Source organism: Streptomyces cyslabdanicus, from assembly GCF_052663305.1.
In genome coordinates this window covers 1-21,452 of the sequence record NZ_JBQRUW010000067.1, presented here as the reverse complement: position 1 = coordinate 21,452, position 21,452 = coordinate 1, and the positions used below count along the sequence as shown (strand labels likewise).

Annotated in this window: 1 protein-coding gene; it reads right to left on the bottom strand. The window is 72.7% G+C overall.

The window, feature by feature from the left end; all coding sequences use genetic code 11:
- Positions 1-17: 17 nt before the first annotated feature.
- The coding region (locus tag ACTYVM_RS33475) for an SDR family NAD(P)-dependent oxidoreductase (RefSeq protein WP_445529578.1) at positions 18-21,452 on the bottom strand (21,435 nt) is incomplete at its 5' end.

The window sequence follows — 21,452 nt, the reverse complement described above, 5'->3', positions numbered from 1 at the left end:
GCGGCCTGCGGGGTGGATCAGTTGAGGCCGAGTTCGTCGTCGAGGAGCGCGAACATGTCCTCGTCGGACGCCTCGTCCAGGTCCTCCTTCGAGGTGTCGTCGCCGGACGCGTCCGTACGGCTCAGCTCGGCCCACTTGGTCCTGAGGACCTCGATCCGTCCGGTCACCCGACGGTGCTCCTCCGCGTCGTCGAGGCTGAGTCCGGCGATCGCCTTCTCCAGCGCGTCGAGCGCCGAGAGCACCGACCCGGCGCCCGCCGGGTCGTCGGTCACGAGCTGTCCGCGCACGTACCGGACGACGTCGGCCGGCGTCGGGTAGTCGAACAGCAGCGTGGCCGGCAGCCGCAGACCGGTGGCCGCGTTGAGCCGGTTGCGGAACTCGACCGCGGTCAGCGAGTCGAAGCCCAGTTCCTGGAACTGGCGCTCCCGGCCGACCGCCGTGCCGTCCCGGTGCCCGAGCACCGCCGCCGCCTGTCCACGCACCAAAGTGAGCAGCACCTCCTCCTGCTCCTGCGCGCCCAGCCCGGCGAGCTGCCGGGTGAGCGTGTCCGCGGACGGCACCGCGCCCTGGGCCGCGGCCCGCCGCGCGGGCACCCGGATCAGGCCGCGCAGCAGCGCGGGCACCTCCCCGCGGACCCGAAGTACGGCGAGGTCGAGCCGGACCGGCACTGCCAGCGCCCGGTCGCCGGCGACCACCGCGTCGAACAGGGCGTGCCCCTGCTCGACCGTCAGCGGCGGCATCCCGGAACGCGCCAGGCGGTCGGCCTCGGCGCCCGAGAGGGTGCCCGTCATACCGCTGTCCTGCTCCCACGGGCCCCACGCGAGGGACACGCCGGGCAGCCCGTCGGCGCGGCGCCGCGCCATCAGCGCGTCCAGGAACGTGTTGGCCGCCGCGTAGTTGGCCTGCCCCGCGGCGCCGAACACGCCGGCCACGGACGAGTAGACGACGAACGCGTCCAGGTCCAGGCCGAGGGTCGCCTCGTGCAGGTGCCACACCGCGTCTGCCTTGGGCCGCAGCACCGTGGCGAGGCGCTCCGGCGTGAGCGAGCCGACCACACCGTCGTCGAGGACACCTGCCGTGTGGATGACCGCCGACAGCGGACGGTCCTGCGGCGCCGCCGCGACCAGCGCGGCCACGGCCTCCCGGTCGGCGACGTCGCACGCCCGCACGGTGACCTCGGCGCCCATCTCCTCCAGTTCGGCTACGAGCTTGCCCGCGCCGTCCGCCTCAAGCCCCCTGCGGCTGGCGAGGATCAGGCTCCGCACGCCGTGCGTGGCCACCAGGTGCCGGGCGAGGAGCCGGCCGAGACCGCCGGTGCCGCCGGTGACCAGGACGGTCCCCGTGGTCCGGAACGTGCCGGACGTGCCGTCCGCCGTGGCGCCGGAGGCGGGCTCCGGCTGTGCGGTGCCGGTACCGGTGTCCAGCCGGGCGAGGCGGGCGGCCACGATCTCGGTGCCGCGCAGCGCGAGTTGCGGTTCCTCGGCACCGGCCGTCAGGGCCTCGACGAGCCGGGCGGACGGGTCCGCCGTGGCCGGATCGAGGTCGAGCAGGCCGAAGCAGCCGGGGTTCTCCGACTGCGCGGAGCGCACCAGGCCCCAGACCGCGGAGGCCGCGAGGTCCGCGATTCGGCCGCCGTCCACGCCGCCGTCCACGCCGCCGTCCACGGCGACCGCGCCGCGGGTGACGAACACCAGCCGCGAGGCCGCGAGCGCCTCCTCGCCGGACCACTGCTGCAGCAGCGCGAGCACCCGAGCGGTGACCTCCCGGACCGCGCCGGGCAGGTCCCCCGCGGCGGCCGGGGGTCCGGCGACCGGGACGAGCACCGTGTCCGGTACGGCGGCCTCGGACGAGGCCGTGAGCGCGGTGAGGTCGGCCGCTGTGACGGCCGTGAGGCCGGTACCGGTGAGCGCGTCGGTGAGACCGAAGGGGTCGTCCCCGAGAACCGCGACCGACGCGGGCTGAGCGGTCCCGGTGTCGGCCACCGGCAGCCAGTCGACGCCGAACAGCGTGTTCTGGTCCTCGGCCGCGGACTTCAGTTGGTCACCGGTGACGGTGCGGGTGAGCAGCCGCTCGACGGTGACCACCGGCGCACCGGCCGGGTCCACCGCATGCACCGAGAGCGCGTTGTCGCCCGCGGGGGCCAGCCGCACCCGCAGCGCCGAGGCGCCGGAGGCGTGCAGCGCGACACCCTCCCACGAAAACGGCAGGGCACCTCCCCCGTCGCCCTCCTCACCGCCGGTGGCGGCCAGCATCGTGGCGTGCAGCGCGGAGTCGAGGAGCGCCGGGTGCAGACCGAACTCGGCCACCTCACCAGTGCCTTCCTCGGGCAGCGCCACTTCGGCGAAGAGTTCCCCGCCGCTACGCCACACCGCGCGCAGGCCCTGGAAGAGCGGTCCGTACGCGAATCCGGCCTCGGTGAACGCCTGGTAGCAGTCCTCGGTGTCGAGCGACTCGGCGTCCCGCGGCGGCCAGACCTCGGTGTCGAAGCCCTGATCCGGTGCGGTGGCGCCGGGTGTCAGGACACCGGCCGCGTGCTGTGCCCACGCCGACTCGTCGGCGCCTTCGAGGCGCGAGTACACCCCGACCACACGCCGGCCGGAGTCGTCCGGGGCAGCGACGGCGACCTGCACCTGGAGCGCGCCCCGCTCGGGCAGCACCAGCGGCGCGGCGAGGGTCAGTTCCTCGACTCGGCCGCAGCCGACCTCGTCACCCGCGCGGACCGCCATCTCCAGCAGGGCCGTGCCCGGCAGCAGGACGGCGCCCATCACGACATGGTCGGCCAGCCACGGGTGCGAGGTGAGCGACAGACGGCCGGTGAACAACACGCCTTCACCTGCGGCAAGCTCGACGGAGGCACCGAGCAACGGGTGCTCGGCGGAGCCGAGACCGGCGGCGCGGACATCACCGGTGGCGGCGGCCCGGCCGGTCGGCCAGAACCACTGGTGCTGGAAGGCGTACGTCGGCAGGTTCACCCGGCGGGCACCGGTACTGGCCAGCAGGTCCTGCCAGCCGCCCCCGATCCCCCGCGTGTACAGACCGGCGCGGGCCAGCAGCGCGGTCGTCTCCTCGTCTCGGTCCTTGCGCAGGACCGGGATGGTGACGGTGTCGTCGCCGGTCAGCGACTCCTGGGCCATGGCGGAGAGGACTCCGTCCGGGCCCAGCTCCAGGAACGTCGTCACACCTTGCGCCTCGAGCGTGGTGACGCCGTTGGTGAAACGGACCGCCTCACGGACATGGCGCACCCAGTACTCGGGCGAGCACAGCTCCTCGGCCGTGGCCAGGGAACCCGTCAGGTTCGACACCACCGGGATCACCGGGGCGGCGTAGGAGAGTCCCTCGGCCACCGTCCGGAATTCCTTGAGCATCGGGTCCATCAGGGGCGAGTGGAAGGCGTGCGACACACGGAGCCGGGTGGTCTTACGACCCTCCGCCTCGAACCGTGCGGCCAGCTCCAGTACGGCACCTTCCACGCCCGACACCACCACGGACGTGGGTCCGTTGAGCGCGGCGATCGACACCTCATCGGACAGATACGGGACGACCTCGTCCTCCGTGGCCTGGACTGCCACCATCGCGCCTCCAGCAGGCAACGCCTGCATCAGACGGCCACGAGCGGCCACGAGGCGGGCGGCGTCCTCCAGCGAGAACACCCCGGCAACATGCGCGGCAGCGATCTCACCGATCGAGTGACCGGCCACAAAGTCCGGCCTCACACCCCACGACTCCACCAGACGATAGAGAGCCACCTCGACCGCGAAGAGGGCGGGCTGAGTCCACCCGGTCTCGTTCAGCAGACCGGCGTCCTCACCCCACATCACCTCCCGCAGCGAACCACCCAACTCACCGTCCAGAACAGCCAGTACGGCATCCAGGGCATCCGCGAACACCGGGAACCGGCCATACAGCTCACGCCCCATCCCGAGCCGCTGCGAACCCTGACCCGAGAACAACGCCGCCGAGCGACCGGAGGCCATCGTGCCCGACACCGCCGCCGGGTCGGTCGCGCCCGCCGCCAGGGCGGTGAGGGCGCGGACCGTCTCCTCCTGCTCACCGGCCAGCACCACCGCGCGGTGGGCGAACAGCGAGCGGGTGACGAGCAGGGAGTGGGCCACGTCGACCGGACGCGGTGCCGGCCCTTCGGTGACCGCGGTGAGCAGGCGGGCGGCCTGGCCGCGCAACGCCTCCGGTGTCTTGCCGGACAGAACCCACGGCACCACCGCGTCCGCCTCCGGCGCCGAGGCACCGACCACCGTCCCGTGGATCACCTTCGTAGGCTGCTCCAGGATGACGTGGGCGTTCGTACCACTGATGCCGAAGGACGACACACCCGCACGGCGCACATGCTCCGTCCGCGGCCACTCGGTCTGCTCGGTGAGCAGCTCCACCGCCCCTTCGGTCCAGTCGACGTGCGAGGACGGGGCGTCCACGTGCAGGGTCTGCGGGAGCACACCGTGCCGCATCGCCATGACCATCTTGATCACGCCGGCAACACCGGCCGCGGCCTGCGTGTGACCGATGTTCGACTTCACCGAACCCAGCAGCAGCGGCTGCTCCGGATCACGGTCACGGCCGTAGGTCGCCAGCAACGCCTGCGCCTCGATCGGGTCACCCAACGTCGTACCCGTACCGTGCGCCTCGACGACATCCACATCACCCGTCGACAGTCCGCCACTGGCCAGCGCCTGGCGGATCACCCGCTGCTGGGACGGGCCGTTGGGGGCGGTGAGGCCGTTGGAGGCGCCGTCCTGGTTGACGGCGGAGCCGCGCAGCACGGCGAGGATGTCGTGGCCGTTGCGGATCGCGTCGGACTGCCGCTCCAGGACCAGCATGCCCACGCCCTCGGACCAGCCGACACCGTCCGCCGAGTCCGAGAACGCCTTGCACCGGCCGTCGGGCGACAGACCCCGCTGGCGGGAGAACTCGACGAAGGTGCCCGGGGTGGAGATGACCGTCACGCCGCCGGCCAGGGCGAGCGAGCACTCGCCCGACCGCAGTGCCTGCGCCGCGAGGTGCATCGCCACCAGGGAGGACGAGCAGGCCGTGTCGACCGTGACCGCCGGCCCCTCGAAGCCGAAGGTGTACGAGACGCGGCCGGAGGCCACGCTGCCCGCGCTGCCCTGGCCCTGGAGGCCCTCGAACTCCTTGCCGCCGAGGATGGAGCCGTAGTCGCTGTACATCACACCGGCGAACACACCGGTCGCACTGCCCCGCAGACCGACCGGGTCGATACCGGCCCGCTCGATCGCCTCCCACGACGCCTCAAGCAGCAGGCGCTGCTGCGAGTCCGTCGCCAGCGCCTCACGCGGGCTCATCCCGAAGAAGTCGGCGTCGAACTCCCCCGCGTTCTCCAGGAATCCGCCGGAGCGGGTGTACGACGTGCCGAGGTGCTCGGGGTCCGGGTCGTAGACCGACTCGATGTCCCAGCCGCGGTTGACGGGGAACTCCGTGATGGCGTCCGTGCCTTGGAGCAGCAGTCGCCACAGGTCCTCCGGCGAGGCGACCCCGCCCGGGTAGCGGCAGGCCATACCCACGATGACGATCGGGTCGTCGGTCGTGGCGGGCAGCTGCTTCACCGGGAGTGCGAGTGCCGATTCGGGATCGGTGCCGAAGAGTTCGTCGTGCAGATGGTGCGCGAGCGTGGCCGCGTTCGGGTAGTCGAAGACCAGCGTCGCGGTCAGGCGCAGTCCGGTGGCCGCGCTCAGCCGGTTGCGCAGTTCGACCGCGGTGAGCGAGTCGAAGCCGACGTCACGGAACTGGGCCGCGGCGTCCACCGACGCGGCTTCGGCGTGTCCGAGGACCAGTGCCGCCTGGGTGCGGACCAGGTCGAGGAGCGCCTCCTGGCGTTCTACGGCCGTGAGCGCGGTCAGGCGTGCCACGAGCCCGTCGGCGGTGACGGTTCCGCCCGCGACCGTGCGGCGGGTGCGGGTCCGGACGAGACCGCGGAGTACCGCGGGTACTTCGCCGCGTGCGGCGAGCGCTGCCAGGTCGAGCCGGACCGGGACGACCAGGGCGGTTCCTGTGGCGTCCTCAGTACCGGTACCGGTGCCGGTGCCGGTGCCGGTGCCGGTGCCGGTGCCGGCCGCGAGCGCCGCGTCGAAGAGGGCGAAGCCCTGCTCGGCATCGAGGGGCGGCATCCCGGCCCGAGCCAGCCGTTCGGCGTCGGCGTCCGAGAGGGTTTCCGTCATGCCGCCCGTCTGGTTCCAGGGGCCCCAGGCCAGCGACAGACCCGGCAGGCCGGCCGCGCGGCGGTGCTCCATGAGCGCGTCCAGGAAGGCGTTGCCGGCCGCGTAGTTGGCCTGACCGGCGTTGCCGAAGACACCGGCGACGGACGAGAACACCACGAACGCGTCCAGGTCCAGGTCGCGGGTGGCCTCGTGCAGGTTCCAGGCCGCGTCCGCCTTCGGGCGCAGCACTCGGGCGAGCCGCTCCCCGGTGAGGGAGCCGACGACACCGTCGTCGAGGACGCCCGCCGTGTGCACGACCGCGGTGAGCGGGTGCTCCGCGGGGATCCCGGCGACCAGGGCGGCCACGGCCTCCGGGTCGGCGACGTCGCAGGCCTGGACCGTCACCTCGGCACCGTGCGCGATGAGTTCGGCGGCGAGTTCGGTGGTACCGGGGGCGTCACCGCCGCGCCTGCTGACCAGCAGCAGGTTGCGGACCCCGTAGGCGTCGACGAGGTGCCGGGCGAACTGGGCGCCCAGGCCGCCGGTGCCGCCGGTGACCAGGACCGTGCCGTCGGACTGCCACGCGGTGGGCGCGGCGGTGTCGGCGGGGCGGGACAGCCGGGCGAGCCGGGCGGCGTGCGGTTGTCCTTCGCGCAGCGCGAGTTGCGGTTCGGCGGAGCCGAGCGCCGCGGCGAGGGCGGCGGCGGACTCGGGGGTCCCGTCCAGGTCGACGAGGCCGAGAGCGCCGGGGTTCTCGGTCTGGGCCGAACGGACCAGACCGTGGACGGCCGCGGCGCCGACGTCCTTGGCGTCGACCGCGCCACGCGTCACGAAGACGAGGCGGGCGTCGACGAGCCGGTCGTCGGACAGCCGGCTCTGGACGGTGTCCAGAGCGTCGGCGGTGAGCCGGTGTGCCGCCTCGGAGGCCGGTTCGCCGTCGTGCGAGGCGACGCCGAGGACGATCACGTCCGGTGCGGGCCGGTCTGCGGCGACCGTCCCGGCCACCAGAGCGGCGACGTCCGGGTAGGTCCGCACGGTCGTGCCGGCTCCGGTGAGTACGGCGGCGAGCCCGAGCGGGTCGCCGTCGGTGCCCAGCAGCGCGACGGTCGCGGGGGCCACCTCGGATGCCTGGACCGGGGTCCATTCGACGCCGAAGAGCGCGTCGCGCAGCAGCGCCTCGGTGCCCGAGGTGCCGACTCCGGTGGTGCTCCGGGTGACCAGGGAGCCCACCGAGACGACCGGCGTGCCGGACGGGTCCACGGCGCTGAGGGACAGCGTCCGGTCGCCGGTCGGCGTCAGCCGGACGCGGAGCACCGTGGCGCCGGAGGCGAGCAGCGAGACGTCCGTCCAGGAGAACGGCAGTCCGGCCGTGCCGCCGTCGGCGGCCGGGGCCAGCAGCAAGGCGTGCAGCGCTGAGTCGAACAGGGCCGGGTGCAGACCGAAGCCGGCGGCCGTGTTCTCGGTGCCCTCGGGCAGAGCCACCTCGGCGAACCATTCGTCGCCGCGACGCCAGGCCGCTCGCAACCCCTGGAAGAGGGGGCCGTAGCCGAAGCCTGCCACGGCGAACTCCTCGTAGCACCCGTCGGCATTGACGGCCTCGGCGCCCTCGGGCGGCCATACGGCGGTGTCGAAGGCGGCGGGGGCCGGCCGGCTGCCGGCGGGGGCCAGCACACCGGCGGCATGCTGCGACCACGCGGTGTCGCCGGTGCCTTCGGGGCGTGCGTACACACCCACGACGCGGCGGCCGGCGGCGTCGGGCGCCTCGACGGCGACCTGGACCTGGACAGCGCCCCGTTCGGGCAGGACCAGCGGCGCGGTGAGGGTCAGTTCCTCGACCCGGTCGCTGCCGACCTCGTCGCCGGCGCGGATCACCATCTCAAGGAGGGCCGTGCCCGGCAGCAGGACGGTGCCGTCGACGGCGTGGTCGGCCAGCCAGGAGTGGGAGTGCAGCGCCAGGCGGCCGGTGAACAACACGCCCTCCCCTGCGGCGAGTTCGACGGCGGCACCGAGCAGCGGGTGCTCGGCGGAGCCGAGACCGGCGGCGCGGACGTCGCCGCCGCCGAGCGGGGCCGCGGGCCAGAACCACTGGTGCTGGAAGGCGTACGTCGGCAGTTCCACGCGGTGTGCGCCGGTACCGGCGAACAGCGCGGACCAGTCGATCCGCAGTCCGCCGACGTGCAGCCGGGCGAGCGCGGCGACCGCGGTGGCCTCTTCTGCCGTGTTCTTGCGCAGGACCGGGATGGTGAGGGCGTCGTCGCCGGTCAGCGACTCCTGGGCCATCGCGGAGAGGACTCCGTCAGGACCCAGCTCCAGGAACGTGGTCACACCCTGCTCCTCGAGCGTGGTGACGCCGTCGGCGAAGCGGACCGCCTCGCGGACGTGGCGTACCCAGTACTCGGGCGAGCACAACTCCTCAGCCGTGGCCAGGGAACCCGTCAGGTTCGACACCACCGGGATCTCCGGGGCGACGTACGACAGCGTCGCGGCGACCGCCCGGAACTCGTCCAGCATCGGGTCCATCAGCGGCGAGTGGAACGCATGCGACACCCGCAGCATCGTGGCCTTGCGGCCCTCCGCCTCGAACCGCGCCGCGACCTCCAGCACGGCGCCTTCGACGCCCGAGACGACCACCGACGTGGGTCCGTTGACGGCGGCCACCGACACCTCGTCGCCGAGGTAAGGGGCGATCTCGTCCTCGGTGGCCTGGACAGCCACCATCGCACCACCGGCCGGGAGCGCCTGCATCAGACGGCCACGAGCCGCCACCAGACGGGCCGCGTCCTCCAGCGAGAACACCCCGGCCACATGAGCGGCCGCGATCTCACCGATGGAGTGACCGGCCACGAAGTCCGGCGTCACACCGAAGGACTCCACCAGACGGTAGAGAGCGACCTCGACAGCGAAGAGCGCGGGCTGGGTCCACCCGGTCTCGTTCAGCAGACCGGCATCGTCACCCCACATCACCTCACGCAGCGAACCACGCAACTCACCGTCAAGGACAGCGGCAACGGCATCCAGGGTCTCCGCGAACACCGGGAACCGGGCATACAGCTCACGCCCCATCCCGAGCCGCTGCGATCCCTGACCGGTGAACAGCGCCGCCGAGCGACCGGTGCGGGCCGGGCCGGATACGGCCGCGGGGTCGGGCTCGCCCACCGCGAGGGCCGCCAGGGCGCGGGCCGCGGTGTCCGCGTCGGTGGCGAGGACGACCGCGCGGTGCTCGAACAGCGACCTGGCGGTGACGAGGGAGGAACCGACGTCCACCAGCGGACGGTCGAGGTCTGCCTCGACCGAGGCGAGCAGCTTCGCCGCCTGGCTGCGCAGCGCCTCCGGCGTCTTGCCGGACAGCACCCACGGCACCACCGCGGGCTCCAGCACGTCAGCCTCGGGGGCCGAGGCACTGGCCACGGTGCCCTGGATCACCTTCGCCGGCTGCTCCAGGATGACGTGGGCGTTCGTACCGCTGATGCCGAAGGACGACACACCCGCACGGCGCACATGCTCCGTCCGCGGCCACTCGGTCTGCTCGGTGAGCAGCTCCACCGCGCCCTCGGTCCAGTCGACGTGCGAGGACGGGGCGTCGACGTGCAGGGTGTGCGGGAGCACGCCGTGGCGCATCGCCATGACCATCTTGATGACACCGGCGACACCGGCCGCGGCTTGCGTGTGGCCAATGTTCGACTTCACTGAACCCAGGAGCAGGGGCTGCTCCGGGTCACGGTCCCGGCCGTAGGTCGCAAGGAGCGCCTGCGCCTCGATCGGGTCACCCAGCGTCGTACCCGTGCCGTGCGCCTCGACCGCGTCGATTTCCTGGGTGGAGAGTCCGCCGCTGGCGAGGGCCTGGCGGATGACGCGCTGCTGGGACGGGCCGTTCGGAGCGGTGAGGCCGTTGGAGGCGCCGTCCTGGTTGACGGCCGAACCACGGACGACCGCGAGGATCTGGTGGCCGTTGCGGATCGCGTCGGACTGCCGCTCCAGGACGAGCATGCCGACACCCTCGGACCAGCCGACACCGTCCGCCGAGTCCGAGAACGCCTTGCAGCGGCCGTCGGGCGACAGACCCCGCTGACGCGCGAAGTCCACGAACACGGCGGGCGTGGACATCACGGTCACACCGCCGGCCAGGGCGAGCGAGATCTCGCCCGAGCGCAGCGCCTGCATCGCCCAGTGCATCGCCACCAGCGACGACGAGCACGCGGTGTCCACCGTGACCGCCGGACCCTCGAAGCCGAAGGTGTACGACACCCGGCCGGAGGCCACGCTCGGGGAGCTGCCGCTGCCCTGGAAGCCCTCGAACTCCGGGCTCGCCAGCATCGCGCTGTAGTCGCTGTACATCACACCGGCGAACACACCGGTCGCACTGCCCCGCAGACCGACCGGATCGATACCGGCCCGCTCGATCGCCTCCCACGATGCTTCCAGGAGCAGGCGCTGCTGCGAGTCCGTCGCCAGAGCCTCACGCGGGCTCATGCCGAAGAAGCCGGGGTCGAACTCCCCCGCCTCGTGCAGGAAGCCACCGGAACGCGTGTAGGACGTACCGACGTTGTCGGGGTCCGGGTGGTAGAGGTTCTCCACGTCCCAGCCACGGTTGACCGGGAAGCCGGAGACGGCGTCCGTGCCCTCGGTGACCAGGCGCCACAGGTCCTCGGGTGAGGCGACCCCGCCCGGGAAGCGGCAGGACATGCCCACGATCACGATCGGGTCGTCGGCCACGGCCGCCGTGCCGCGCTGCACAAGCTGCACTTCGGCGTCGGTGCCGAGGAGTTCGTCCAGGATGAAGTCGACCAGGACCTCGACGGTCGGGTAGTCGAAGACCATCGTGGCGGGCAGACGCAGTCCGGTGACCGTGTTCAGGCGGTTGCGCAGTTCGACCGAGGTGAGCGAGTCGAAGCCGAGGTCCCGGAAGGCGCGCGCGGGGTGGACGGCCGTGGCGTCGGCGTGACCGAGGACCAGGGCGACCTGGCCGCGGACGAGGTCCAGGAGCACTTCCCGGCGTTCGACCGCGTCCAGGACGGCCAGCCGGTCACGCAGACCGGTCGCCGTCGCCGAGCCCGCGACCGCCGTACGGCGCGAGCGGCCCCGGATCAGCGAACGGAGCAGTGGCGGCACCTCGCCCTGACCGCGCAGGGCGGGCAGGTCGAGCCGGACGGGCACGAGCGTGGCGTCATCGGTGGACAGGGCGGCGTCGAAGAGGGCCAGACCCTGCTCGACGGTGAGCGGGGGCACTCCGGAGGCCGCGAGCCGCTCGAGCTCCGCGTCGGAGAGCGTGCCGGTCATCCCGCCGGTCCCGGTCTGCTCCCAGAGGCCCCAGGCCAGCGACAGACCCGGCAGGCCGACCGCACGTCGGTGCTCCATCAGCGCATCCAGGAACGCATTGCCGGCCGCGTAGTTGGCCTGGCCGGCGTTGCCGAAGACGCCGGCGACGGACGAGAACACCACGAAGGCGTCCAGGTCCAGGTCGCGGGTGGCCTCGTGCAGGTTCCAGGCCGCGTCCACCTTCGGGCGCAGCACGCCGGAGAGTCGTTCCGGGGTGAGGGAGGCGACCATGCCGTCGTCCAGGACACCGGCGGAGTGCACCACCGCCGACACCGGATGCGCGGCCACCAACTCGGCCACCGCCGCACGGTCCGTCACATCACACGCCACCACCGTCGCCCGCGCACCCGACTCCGCCAGCTCCGCGACCAGCTCGGCCGCACCCGCCGCCGCACCACCACGACGACTGACCAGAACCAGCTCACGCACCCCGTACTCGGCCACCAGATGACGCGCCAGCACCGCACCCAGACCACCGGTACCACCCGTCACCAACACCGCACCCTCCCCACCGAAGGTGGGAACGGCCTCGGCGGTGGAAGCGGGACGGCGGACCAGACGGGCGGCACGGAGTTCGTCGTCCTGGAGGCGGAGTTGGGGTTCGTCGCCCAGGAGAGCGGCGAGCGGGAGCGGGAGCGGACGGGTGGTCTCGGGGTCGAGGTCGATCAGGCCGAAGCAGCCCGGGTTCTCGGACTGCGCGGAGCGCACCAGGCCCCAGACCGCGGCGGCCGCCAGGTCATGGCCGGTGGTCGCGCCCCGGGTCACGAAGACGAACCTGGTGGCGGCGTGACGTTCGTCCTCCAGCCGGGTCCGCACCAGCTCCAGCACCTGCCGGGTGAGGGCATGGGTGACGGCCGGGGTGTCGGCCGCGTCCTCGTGCTCCTGGACGGAGACGGGCAGCAGCACCAGGTCGGGCAGCTCGCCGTCGTCCGTCAGGGAGGCGCGCCGGCCGATCTCGGTGCCGGCCGCCCTCAGGCTCTCGACGAGCCCGAAGGGGTCCGCACCGACGATCTCCGCCGTCGGCTCCGCGGGCTCGGCCGGGGTGACCGCCGTCCCCGTGACCGGGGTCCAGTCGAGGCGGAACAGGGAGTCGCGGACGAGTGCCGCGGCGGAGCTGAGCGCCTCCGCGGACACGGCGCGCATGGTGAGCGCCCGGACGGCGGCCACGGGGACGCCGGTGGTGTCGGCGACGGCCAGGGTCAGCGTGCCGTCGGTGTCGCGGCCGAGCCGGACACGGACGGACGAGGCGCCGGAGGCGAGCAGCGAGACGCCGTTCCAGGAGAACGGGACGCTGCCGGTGGTGCCGTCACCGGCCGGGGCGGCGAGCCAGGCGGCATGCAGACCGGCGTCGAGCAGGGCCGGGTGGAGGCCGAAGCGCTCGGCTTCCTTCTGTGTGCCGTCCGGCAGAGCGATCTCCGCGAACACCTCGTCGCCGCGGCGCCAGGCGGTCCGCAGGCCCTGGAAGGCGGGACCGTAGGCGAAGCCCTCGGCCTCGCGTGCCTCGTAGAAGCCGGTCAGGTCAACGGGCTCGGCGTCCGCCGGCGGCCACACCGTGGCGTCGAACGGCGCGGCGGCCGTCGGGAGCCCGGCGGCGAGGACGCCGGTGGCGTGCTGGGTCCAGGGGGCGTCGGTGGACTGCTCCGGGCGCGAGTGGACCGTGACGGTCCGGCGTCCGGCGGCGTCCGCGGCGCCCACCCGTACCCGGGTGCGGACCGCGCCCTGCTCGGAGAGGACCAGCGGGGCGGCCAGGGTCAGTTCCTCGACGTGGTCGCAACCGACCTCGTCGCCCGCGCGGAGGGCCAGTTCCAGCAGGGCCGTGCCCGGGAGCAGGACGGTGCCGTGGACGGCGTGGTCGGCCAGCCACGGGTGCGAGTGCATCGACAGGCGCCCGGTGAAGACCATGCCTTCGTCCTCGGCGAGTTCGACGACCGCGTGGAGCAGCGGGTGGGCTGCCTCGCTGATGCCGATGGAGTTGACGTCCGTGGCACCGCGCTTACCGGCGGGCCAGAAGGGCCGGTGCTGGAAGGCGTAGGTCGGCAGTTCGAGGGGGCGGGCGCCGATGGGGGCCAGGAGCCCGGCCCAGTCGACGCGGGTACCGGTGGTGTGCAGCCGGCCGAGGGCGGCCAGGGCCGCGCGCTCCTCGGCCATGTTCTTGCGCAGGACGGGGATGGTAATGGCCTCGTCGGTCAGCGACTCCTGGGCCATCGCGGAGAGAACTCCGTCCGGACCCAACTCCAGGAACGTGGCCACCCCCTGCTCCACGAGCGTGGCCACCCCGTCCGCGAAACGAACTGCCTCACGGACGTGACGCACCCAGTACTCGGGCGAGCACAACTCCCCAGCCGTGGCCGGGGAACCCGTCAGGTTCGACACCACCGGGATCTCCGGGGCGGCGTACGACAGCCCCTCCGCCACCGCCCGGAACTCGTCCAACATCGGGTCCATCAGCGGTGAGTGGAAGGCATGGCTCACCTTGAGTCGGGTGGTCTTGCGGCCCTCCGCCTCGCATCGCGCGGCCAGTTCCAGCACGGCGTCTTCGACGCCCGAGACGACCACGGACGTGGGCCCGTTGAGCGCGGCGATCGACACCTCATCGCTGAGATGCGGAGTTACCTCGTCCTCGGTGGCCTGGACGGCCACCATCGCACCACCGGCCGGCAGCGCCTGCATCAGACGGCCACGAGCGGCCACCAGGCGGGCGGCGTCCTCCAGCGAGAACACCCCGGCGACGTGTGCGGCCGCGATCTCACCGATGGAGTGACCGGCCACGAAGTCCGGCGTCACACCCCACGACTCCACCAACCGGTAGAGAGCGACCTCGACAGCGAACAACGCGGGCTGGGTCCACCCGGTCTCGTTCAGCAGACCGGCGTCCTCACCCCACATCACCTCCCGCAGCGAACCACCCAACTCACCGTCCAGAACGGCGAGAACGACATCCAGGGCTTCCGCGAACACCGGGAACCGGCCGTACAGCTCACGCCCCATCCCCAACCGCTGCGAACCCTGACCCGAGAACAAAGCGGCACGACGGCCCGATGTCTGGTTACCGGTGACGACGGAGGGGTGGGCCTCGCCGGACGCGAGGGCGGCCAGGGCATGCACCGTCTCCTCGTGCTCGGTGGCCAGCACCACGCCGCGGTGGGTGAACAGGGAACGCTGGGTGGCGAGGGAGAACGCCACATCGGCGGGGCGCAGTTCGGGCGTCAGCTGGATGTGCGTGAGCAGGCGGGCGGCCTGGTCGCGCAGTGCCTCCGGCGACTTGCCGGAGAGCACCCACGGGACCACCTCGGGCTCCACCGCATCAGCCCCCGGCACCGAAGCGGCGACCGCAGTGCCCTGGATCACCTTCGCGGGCTGCTCCAGGATCACGTGGGCGTTGGTGCCGCTGATGCCGAAGGAGGAGACACCGGCGCGGCGCACCCGGTCCGTCTCGGGCCACTCGGTCTGCTCGGTGAGCAGCTCGACGGCACCGGCGTTCCAGTCGACGTGCGGGGACGGCTCAGTGATGTTGAGGGTGCGGGGCAGCACGCCGTGGCGCATCGCCATGACCATCTTGATGACACCCGCGGCACCGGCCGCGGCCTGCGTGTGGCCCAGGTTGGACTTCACGGAGCCGAGCAGCAGGGGACGGTCCTCCGGGCGGTCCTGACCGTAGGTGGCGATCAGGGCCTGGGCCTCGATCGGGTCACCCAGCGTCGTACCGGTGCCATGCGCCTCGACGACGTCCACGTCGCCGGTCGAGAGTCCGCCGCCGGCGAGCGCCTGCCGGATGACGCGCTGCTGGGAGGGGCCGTTGGGGGCCGTCAGACCGTTGGAGGCGCCGTCCTGGTTGACGGCGGAACCACGGACCACGGCGAGGATCCGGTGGCCGTTGCGGATCGCGTCGGACTGCCGCTCCAGCAGGAGCATGCCGACACCCTCCGCCCAGCCGACACCGTCCGCCGAGTCCGAGAACGCCTTGCACCGGCCGTCGGGCGACAGACCCCGCTGGCGGGAGAACTCGACGAACGCGGTGGGCGTCGACATCACGGTCACGCCGCCGGCCAGGGCGAGCGAGCACTCACCCGACCGCAGTGCCTGCGCCGCGAGGTGCATCGCCACCAGGGAGGACGAGCAGGCCGTGTCGACCGTGACCGCCGGCCCCTCGAAGCCGAAGGTGTACGAGACCCGGCCGGAGGCCACGCTGCCCGCGCTGCTGCCCTGGAAGCCCTCGAATTCCTCGCCGCCCAGCAGGCCGCCGTAGTCGTGATACATGACACCGGCGAACACACCGGTCGTGCTGCCGCGCAGGCTCTGCGGGTCGATACCGGCCCGCTCGATGGCCTCCCACGAGGTCTCGAGCAACAGGCGCTGCTGGGAGTCGGTGGCCAGCGCCTCGCGCGGGCTCATGCCGAAGAAGTCGGCGTCGAAGTCCGCGGCGTCGAGCAGGAATCCGCCGGAGCGGGTGTACGACGTGCCGGTGTGGTCCGGGTCCGGGTCGTACAGGGAGTCGACATCCCAGCCGCGGTTGGCCGGGAAGTCGGAGACGGCGTCCGTGCCCTCGCTGACCAGGCGCCACAGATCCTCGGGCGAGGCCACCCCGCCCGGGAAGCGGCAGGCCATACCCACGATCACGATCGGATCGTCCTGCGTCGTCGGCAGGAGCCGGACGGGGGCGAGCGTCTCGGCTTCAGCTCCGAAGAGTTCGGTGAGCAGGTGGTCGGCGAGCGCGGACAGCGTGGGATGGTCGAAGATCGCCGTCGCCGACAGACGCAGACCGGTCGCGGTCCGCAGCCGGTTGCGGAGTTCGACCGCGGTGAGCGAGTCGAAGCCGAGGTCACGGAAGGCACGGTCGGCGTCGATGTCGGATCCGGCGGCGTGGCCGAGGATCAGGGCAGCGCTCGCGCGGACCAGGTCGAGCAGGACCTCGTGGCGCTGCTCCCGGTCGAGACGGGCGAGCCTCTGGACCAGTCCGGCGTCCGCGCCCTCGGCGGCCCCGGTCGCGGCGGTGCGGCGCACGGGGGTGCGGATCAGTCCGCGCAGCAGGGCCGGGATCTCCGGCCGGCCCCGGAAGGCGGCAAGGTCGAGGCGGCCGGTGACGAGAGCGGCCTCGCCGGAGGTGAGGGCGGCGTCGAAGAGGGCGAGACCCTGCTCGACCGTGATCAGCGGCATCCCGGACTCGGCGGCCCGGCGGATGTCGCGCTCGTCGAGCCCGGCCGTCATGCCCGCGCCCTGCTGCCAGGGGCCCCAGGCGAGGGAGGTGGCGGGAAGACCGAGGGCCTGTCGGTGGGCGGCGAGGGCGTCGAGGAAGGCGTTGCCCGCCGCGTAGTTGGCCTGACCCGCGCCGCCGAAGACACCGGCGACGGACGAGAACACCACGAACGCGTCCAGATCCAGGTGCCGCGTCGCCTCATGGAGGTTCCAGGCGCCGTCCACCTTGGGCCGCAACACGTTGACGAGCCGTTCGCCGGTGAGCGAGTTCAGAACGCCGTCGTCGAGGACACCGGCCGTGTGGACGACCGCGGTGAGCGGGTGCTCCGCCGGGATCTCCGCGACCAGCGCGGCCACCTCGTCCCGGTCGGCGACATCACACGCCACCACCGAGACCTCGGCGCCCAGGCCCTCCAGCTCCGCCACCAGCTCACGGGCGCCCGCAGCGTCCGGGCCGGAGCGGCTGGTCAGCAGCAGACGCCGCACCCCACGCTCCGCGACGAGATGACGGGCCACCAGGCCGCCGAGGCCACCGGTACCGCCCGTCACCAGCACCGTCCCCTCCGACGACCAGGCGACCTGGACGGCGGAATCGGCGGTGGCACGGGCCAGACGGGCGGCAAGAGCGCGACCAGCGCGCAGCGCGAGCTGCGGCTCGTCCAGGGCCAGGGCGTGCGCGAGGACGGAGTCGGAGGCCCCGTCAATGTCGACGAATCCGAAGGCGCCGGGGTTCTCGGTCTGCGCGGAACGGACGAGGCCCAGCAGGGCAGCGGCGGCAAGGTCGGTCGCCGGGGCGTCGTCCGTGGCGACGGCACCGCGGGTGACGAGGACGAGACGAGAACCAGTCAGTCGGTCCTCCGCCAGCCACTCCTGAAGAAGGGTGAGGGCGGCGGCGGTCCGGGTGTGCACGGCACCCGGCGTGTCATCGCCGTCGGAACGAGGCGTCAACGGAACCAACACAGCACCGGGAACCGGCGCAGCGGCCGCGAGCAGATCGGCAAGCGTCGCATACCGCACAGCACCCTCGCCCACGGCATCGGCGAGCGCCTCCGTGTCCGGGCCCAGCAGGGCAACCCCTGCGGAACCGGTGCCTTCCGGCAGCGGGACCGGGGTCCACTCCAGCCGGAAGAGCGCGTCCCGCAGCTGTCCGGCGTCACCGGCCGGCTGGTCCGCGTCGACCGGGCGGGCGAGCAGCCGGGCGATGGAGACCACGGGCCGGCCGGCCGGGTCGACAGCGGTCACGGATACCGCGTTCGCACTCGCCGGAGCGAGCCGGACGCGCAGCGCGGTGGCGCCGGAGGCGTGCAGGCTGACGCCCTCCCAGGAGAACGGCAGACCACCGTCGTCGTCGGTGAGCAGCGCCGGATGCAGGGCCGCGTCGAGCAGCGCCGGGTGCACGGCGAAACCGGCCGCGTCATCGATGCCCTCCTCGGGCAGCGCGACCTCGGCATACAGCGTCTCACCCGTGCTCCAAGCGGCGGTGAGCCCCTGGAAGAGCGGACCATAGGCGAAGCCGCGAGCAACGAAGCGCTCGTAGGAGCCGTCGGTGTCAAGGGCCTCCGCACCGACAGGCGGCCACGCACTGACGTCGAAGTCGGCCTCGACGGCACTGCCGCCGGTCACCAACGTGCCGGTGGCGTGCAACGTCCAGGCACCGTCCGTGGCGCCCTCGGGGCGCGAGTGCACGGTGACTGTGCGTCGTCCACCATCGTCGGCGCCACCCACACGGGCCTGGAGCAGCACGGCGCCGTCCTGCGGCAGGGTCAACGGGGCAGCGAGGGTGAGTTCCTCGACCCGGTCGCAGCCGACCTCGTCACCCGCACGGATCGCGAGATCCAGGAAAGCGGTGCCCGGCAGCAGGATGGTGCCCATGACGGCGTGGTCGGCGAGCCAGGGGTGCGACTGGAGGGAGAGACGACCGGTGAAGAGCACGCCTTCGCCCTCGGCCAGCTCCACCGAACCGTTGAGCAGCGGGTGTCCGGCGGCGGTGAGGCCGACGACCGTGGCGGCGGAGTGCGTGGCGCTGGGCCAGTAGGTGGCGTGCTGGAAGGCGTAGGTCGGCAGGTCGACGCGGGTGGCGCCGGTGCCGGCGAAGAAGGCGTTCCAGTCGAGCCGCAGGCCCGCCGTGTGCAGGGCGGCGAGGGCGGTCAGGGCAGCGGTCTCTTCGTCACGGTCCTTGCGCAGGACCGGGATGGTGAGGGCGTCGTCGCCGGTCAGCGACTCCTGGGCCATCGCGGAGAGAACTCCGTCAGGACCCAGCTCCAGGAACGTGGTCACACCCTGTTCCTCGAGCGTGGTGACGCCGTTGGAGAAGCGGACCGCCTCGCGGACGTGGCGTACCCAGTACTCGGGCGAGCACAACTCCTCAGCCGTGGCCAGGGAACCCGTCAGGTTCGACACCACCGGGATCTCCGGGGCGGCGTAGGACAACCCATCGACCACCGCCCGGAACTCGTCCAACATCGGATCCATCAGCGGGGAGTGGAACGCGTGCGACACCCGCAGCGCCGTCGCCTTGCGGCCCTCCGCCTCGAACCGTGCCGCAACCTCCAGCACGGCTCCTTCCTCACCCGAAACGACCACCGAGGTAGGCCCGTTGACGGCGGCGACCGACACCACGTCGGTGAGGTACGGGATGACCTCGTCCTCCGTGGCCTGCACGGCCACCATCGCGCCGCCCGCCGGCAGCGCCTGCATCAGACGGCCACGAGCCGCCACCAGACGGGCCGCGTCCTCCAACGAGAACACCCCGGCCACATGAGCGGCCGCGATCTCACCGATGGAGTGACCGGCCACGAAGTCCGGCCTCACACCCCACGACTCCACCAACCGGTAGAGAGCGACCTCAACGGCGAACAACGCAGGCTGAGTCCACCCGGTCTCGTTCAGCAGACCGGCATCGTCACCCCACATCACCTCCCGCAGCGAACCACCCAACTCGCCGTCCAGAACGGCCAGCACGGCATCCAAGGCGTCCGCGAACACCGGGAACCGGCCATACAGCTCACGACCCATCCCGAGTCGCTGCGAACCCTGACCCGAGAACAACGCGGCACGACGGCCCGTCCGGGTGCGGCCGATGAAAGCGCTGGAGTCCGCCTCGCCGTCGGCGAGGGCGGTCAGGGCGCGGAGGGCGTCCTCCCGGCCGGTGGCCAGGACGACGGCGCGGTGGTCGAACGCGGAACGGCTGGTCGCCAGCGAGTGGCCGAGGTCGAGGGGGCGCAGCGCCGTGCGCTCGCGGACGGTGTCGAGCAGGCGGGCGGCCTGGTCGCGCAGTGCCTCGGGGGACTTGCCGGAGAGGACCAGCGGGACGACGACGGCTTCGGCATCGTCCGCTCCAGCCGCCTCCAGCTCCGCGACGGCGACCGGCTGCTCCAGGATGACGTGGGCGTTGGTGCCGCTGATGCCGAAGGAGGAGACACCGGCGCGGCGCACCCGGTCCGTCTCGGGCCACTCGGTCTGCTCGGTGAGCAGTTCGACCGCGCCCTCGGTCCAGTCGACGTGGGACGACGGGGTGTCCACGTGCAGCGTGCGCGGCAGCACACCGTGGCGCATGGCCATGACCATCTTGATGACACCGGCGACACCGGCCGCGGCCTGGGTGTGACCGATGTTCGACTTCAGCGAGCCGAGCCACAGGGGCTGCTCGTCGGTGCGGTTCCGGCCGTAGGTGGCGATGAGCGCCTGGGCCTCGATCGGGTCACCCAGGGTCGTACCCGTGCCGTGCGCCTCGACCGCGTCCACGTCACCGGTCGAGAGTCCGCCGCTGGCGAGGGCCTGGCGGATGACGCGCTGCTGGGACGGGCCGTTGGGAGCGGTGAGCCCATTGGAGGCGCCATCCTGGTTGACGGCCGAACCACGCACAACCGCGAGGATCTGGTGACCGTTGCGGATCGCGTCCGACTGCCGCTCCAGCAGGAGCATGCCGACGCCCTCGGACCAGCCGACGCCGTCCGCCGACTCGGCGAACGCCTTGGAGCGGCCGTCGGGAGCGAGACCCCGCTGGCGCGAGAACTCGATGAAGGTGCTGGGCCTCGACATGACGGTCACGCCGCCGGCCAGGGCGAGCGAGCACTCGCCCGACCGCAGTGCCTGGGCGGCCCAGTGCAGGGCGACCAGGGAGGACGAGCAGGCGGTGTCGACGGTGACGGCCGGACCCTCGAAGCCGAAGGTGTACGAGACGCGGCCGGAAGCGACGCTGCCCGCGCTGCCCTGGCCCTGGAAGCCCTCGAACTCCTTGCCGCCCAGCAGGCTGCCGTAGTCGTGGTACATGACGCCGGCGAAGACGCCGGTGCGGCTGTCGCGGAGGCTGTGTGGGTCGATGCCGGCCCGCTCGATGGCCTCCCACGAGGTCTCGAGGAGCAGACGCTGTTGGGAGTCCGTCGCCAGCGCCTCGCGGGGGCTCATCCCGAAGAAGTCGGGGTCGAAGTCGCCCGCGTCGTGCAGGAATCCGCCGGAGCGGGTGTACGAGGTGCCGGAGTGCTCGGGGTCCGGGTGGTAGAGGCCGTCCACGTCCCAGCCGCGGTTGGCCGGGAAGTCGGAGACGGCGTCCGTGCCTTCGCTGACCAGGCGCCACAGGTCCTCGGGCGAGGTGACGTCGCCCGGGAAGCGGCAGGCCATGCCGACGATCACGATCGGATCGTCCTCCGTCGTCGGCAGGAGCCGGACGGGGGCGAGCGTCTCGGCTTCAGCTCCGAAGAGTTCGGTGAGCAGGTGGTCGGCGAGCGCGGACAGCGTGGGATGGTCGAAGATCGCCGTCGCCGACAGACGCAGACCGGT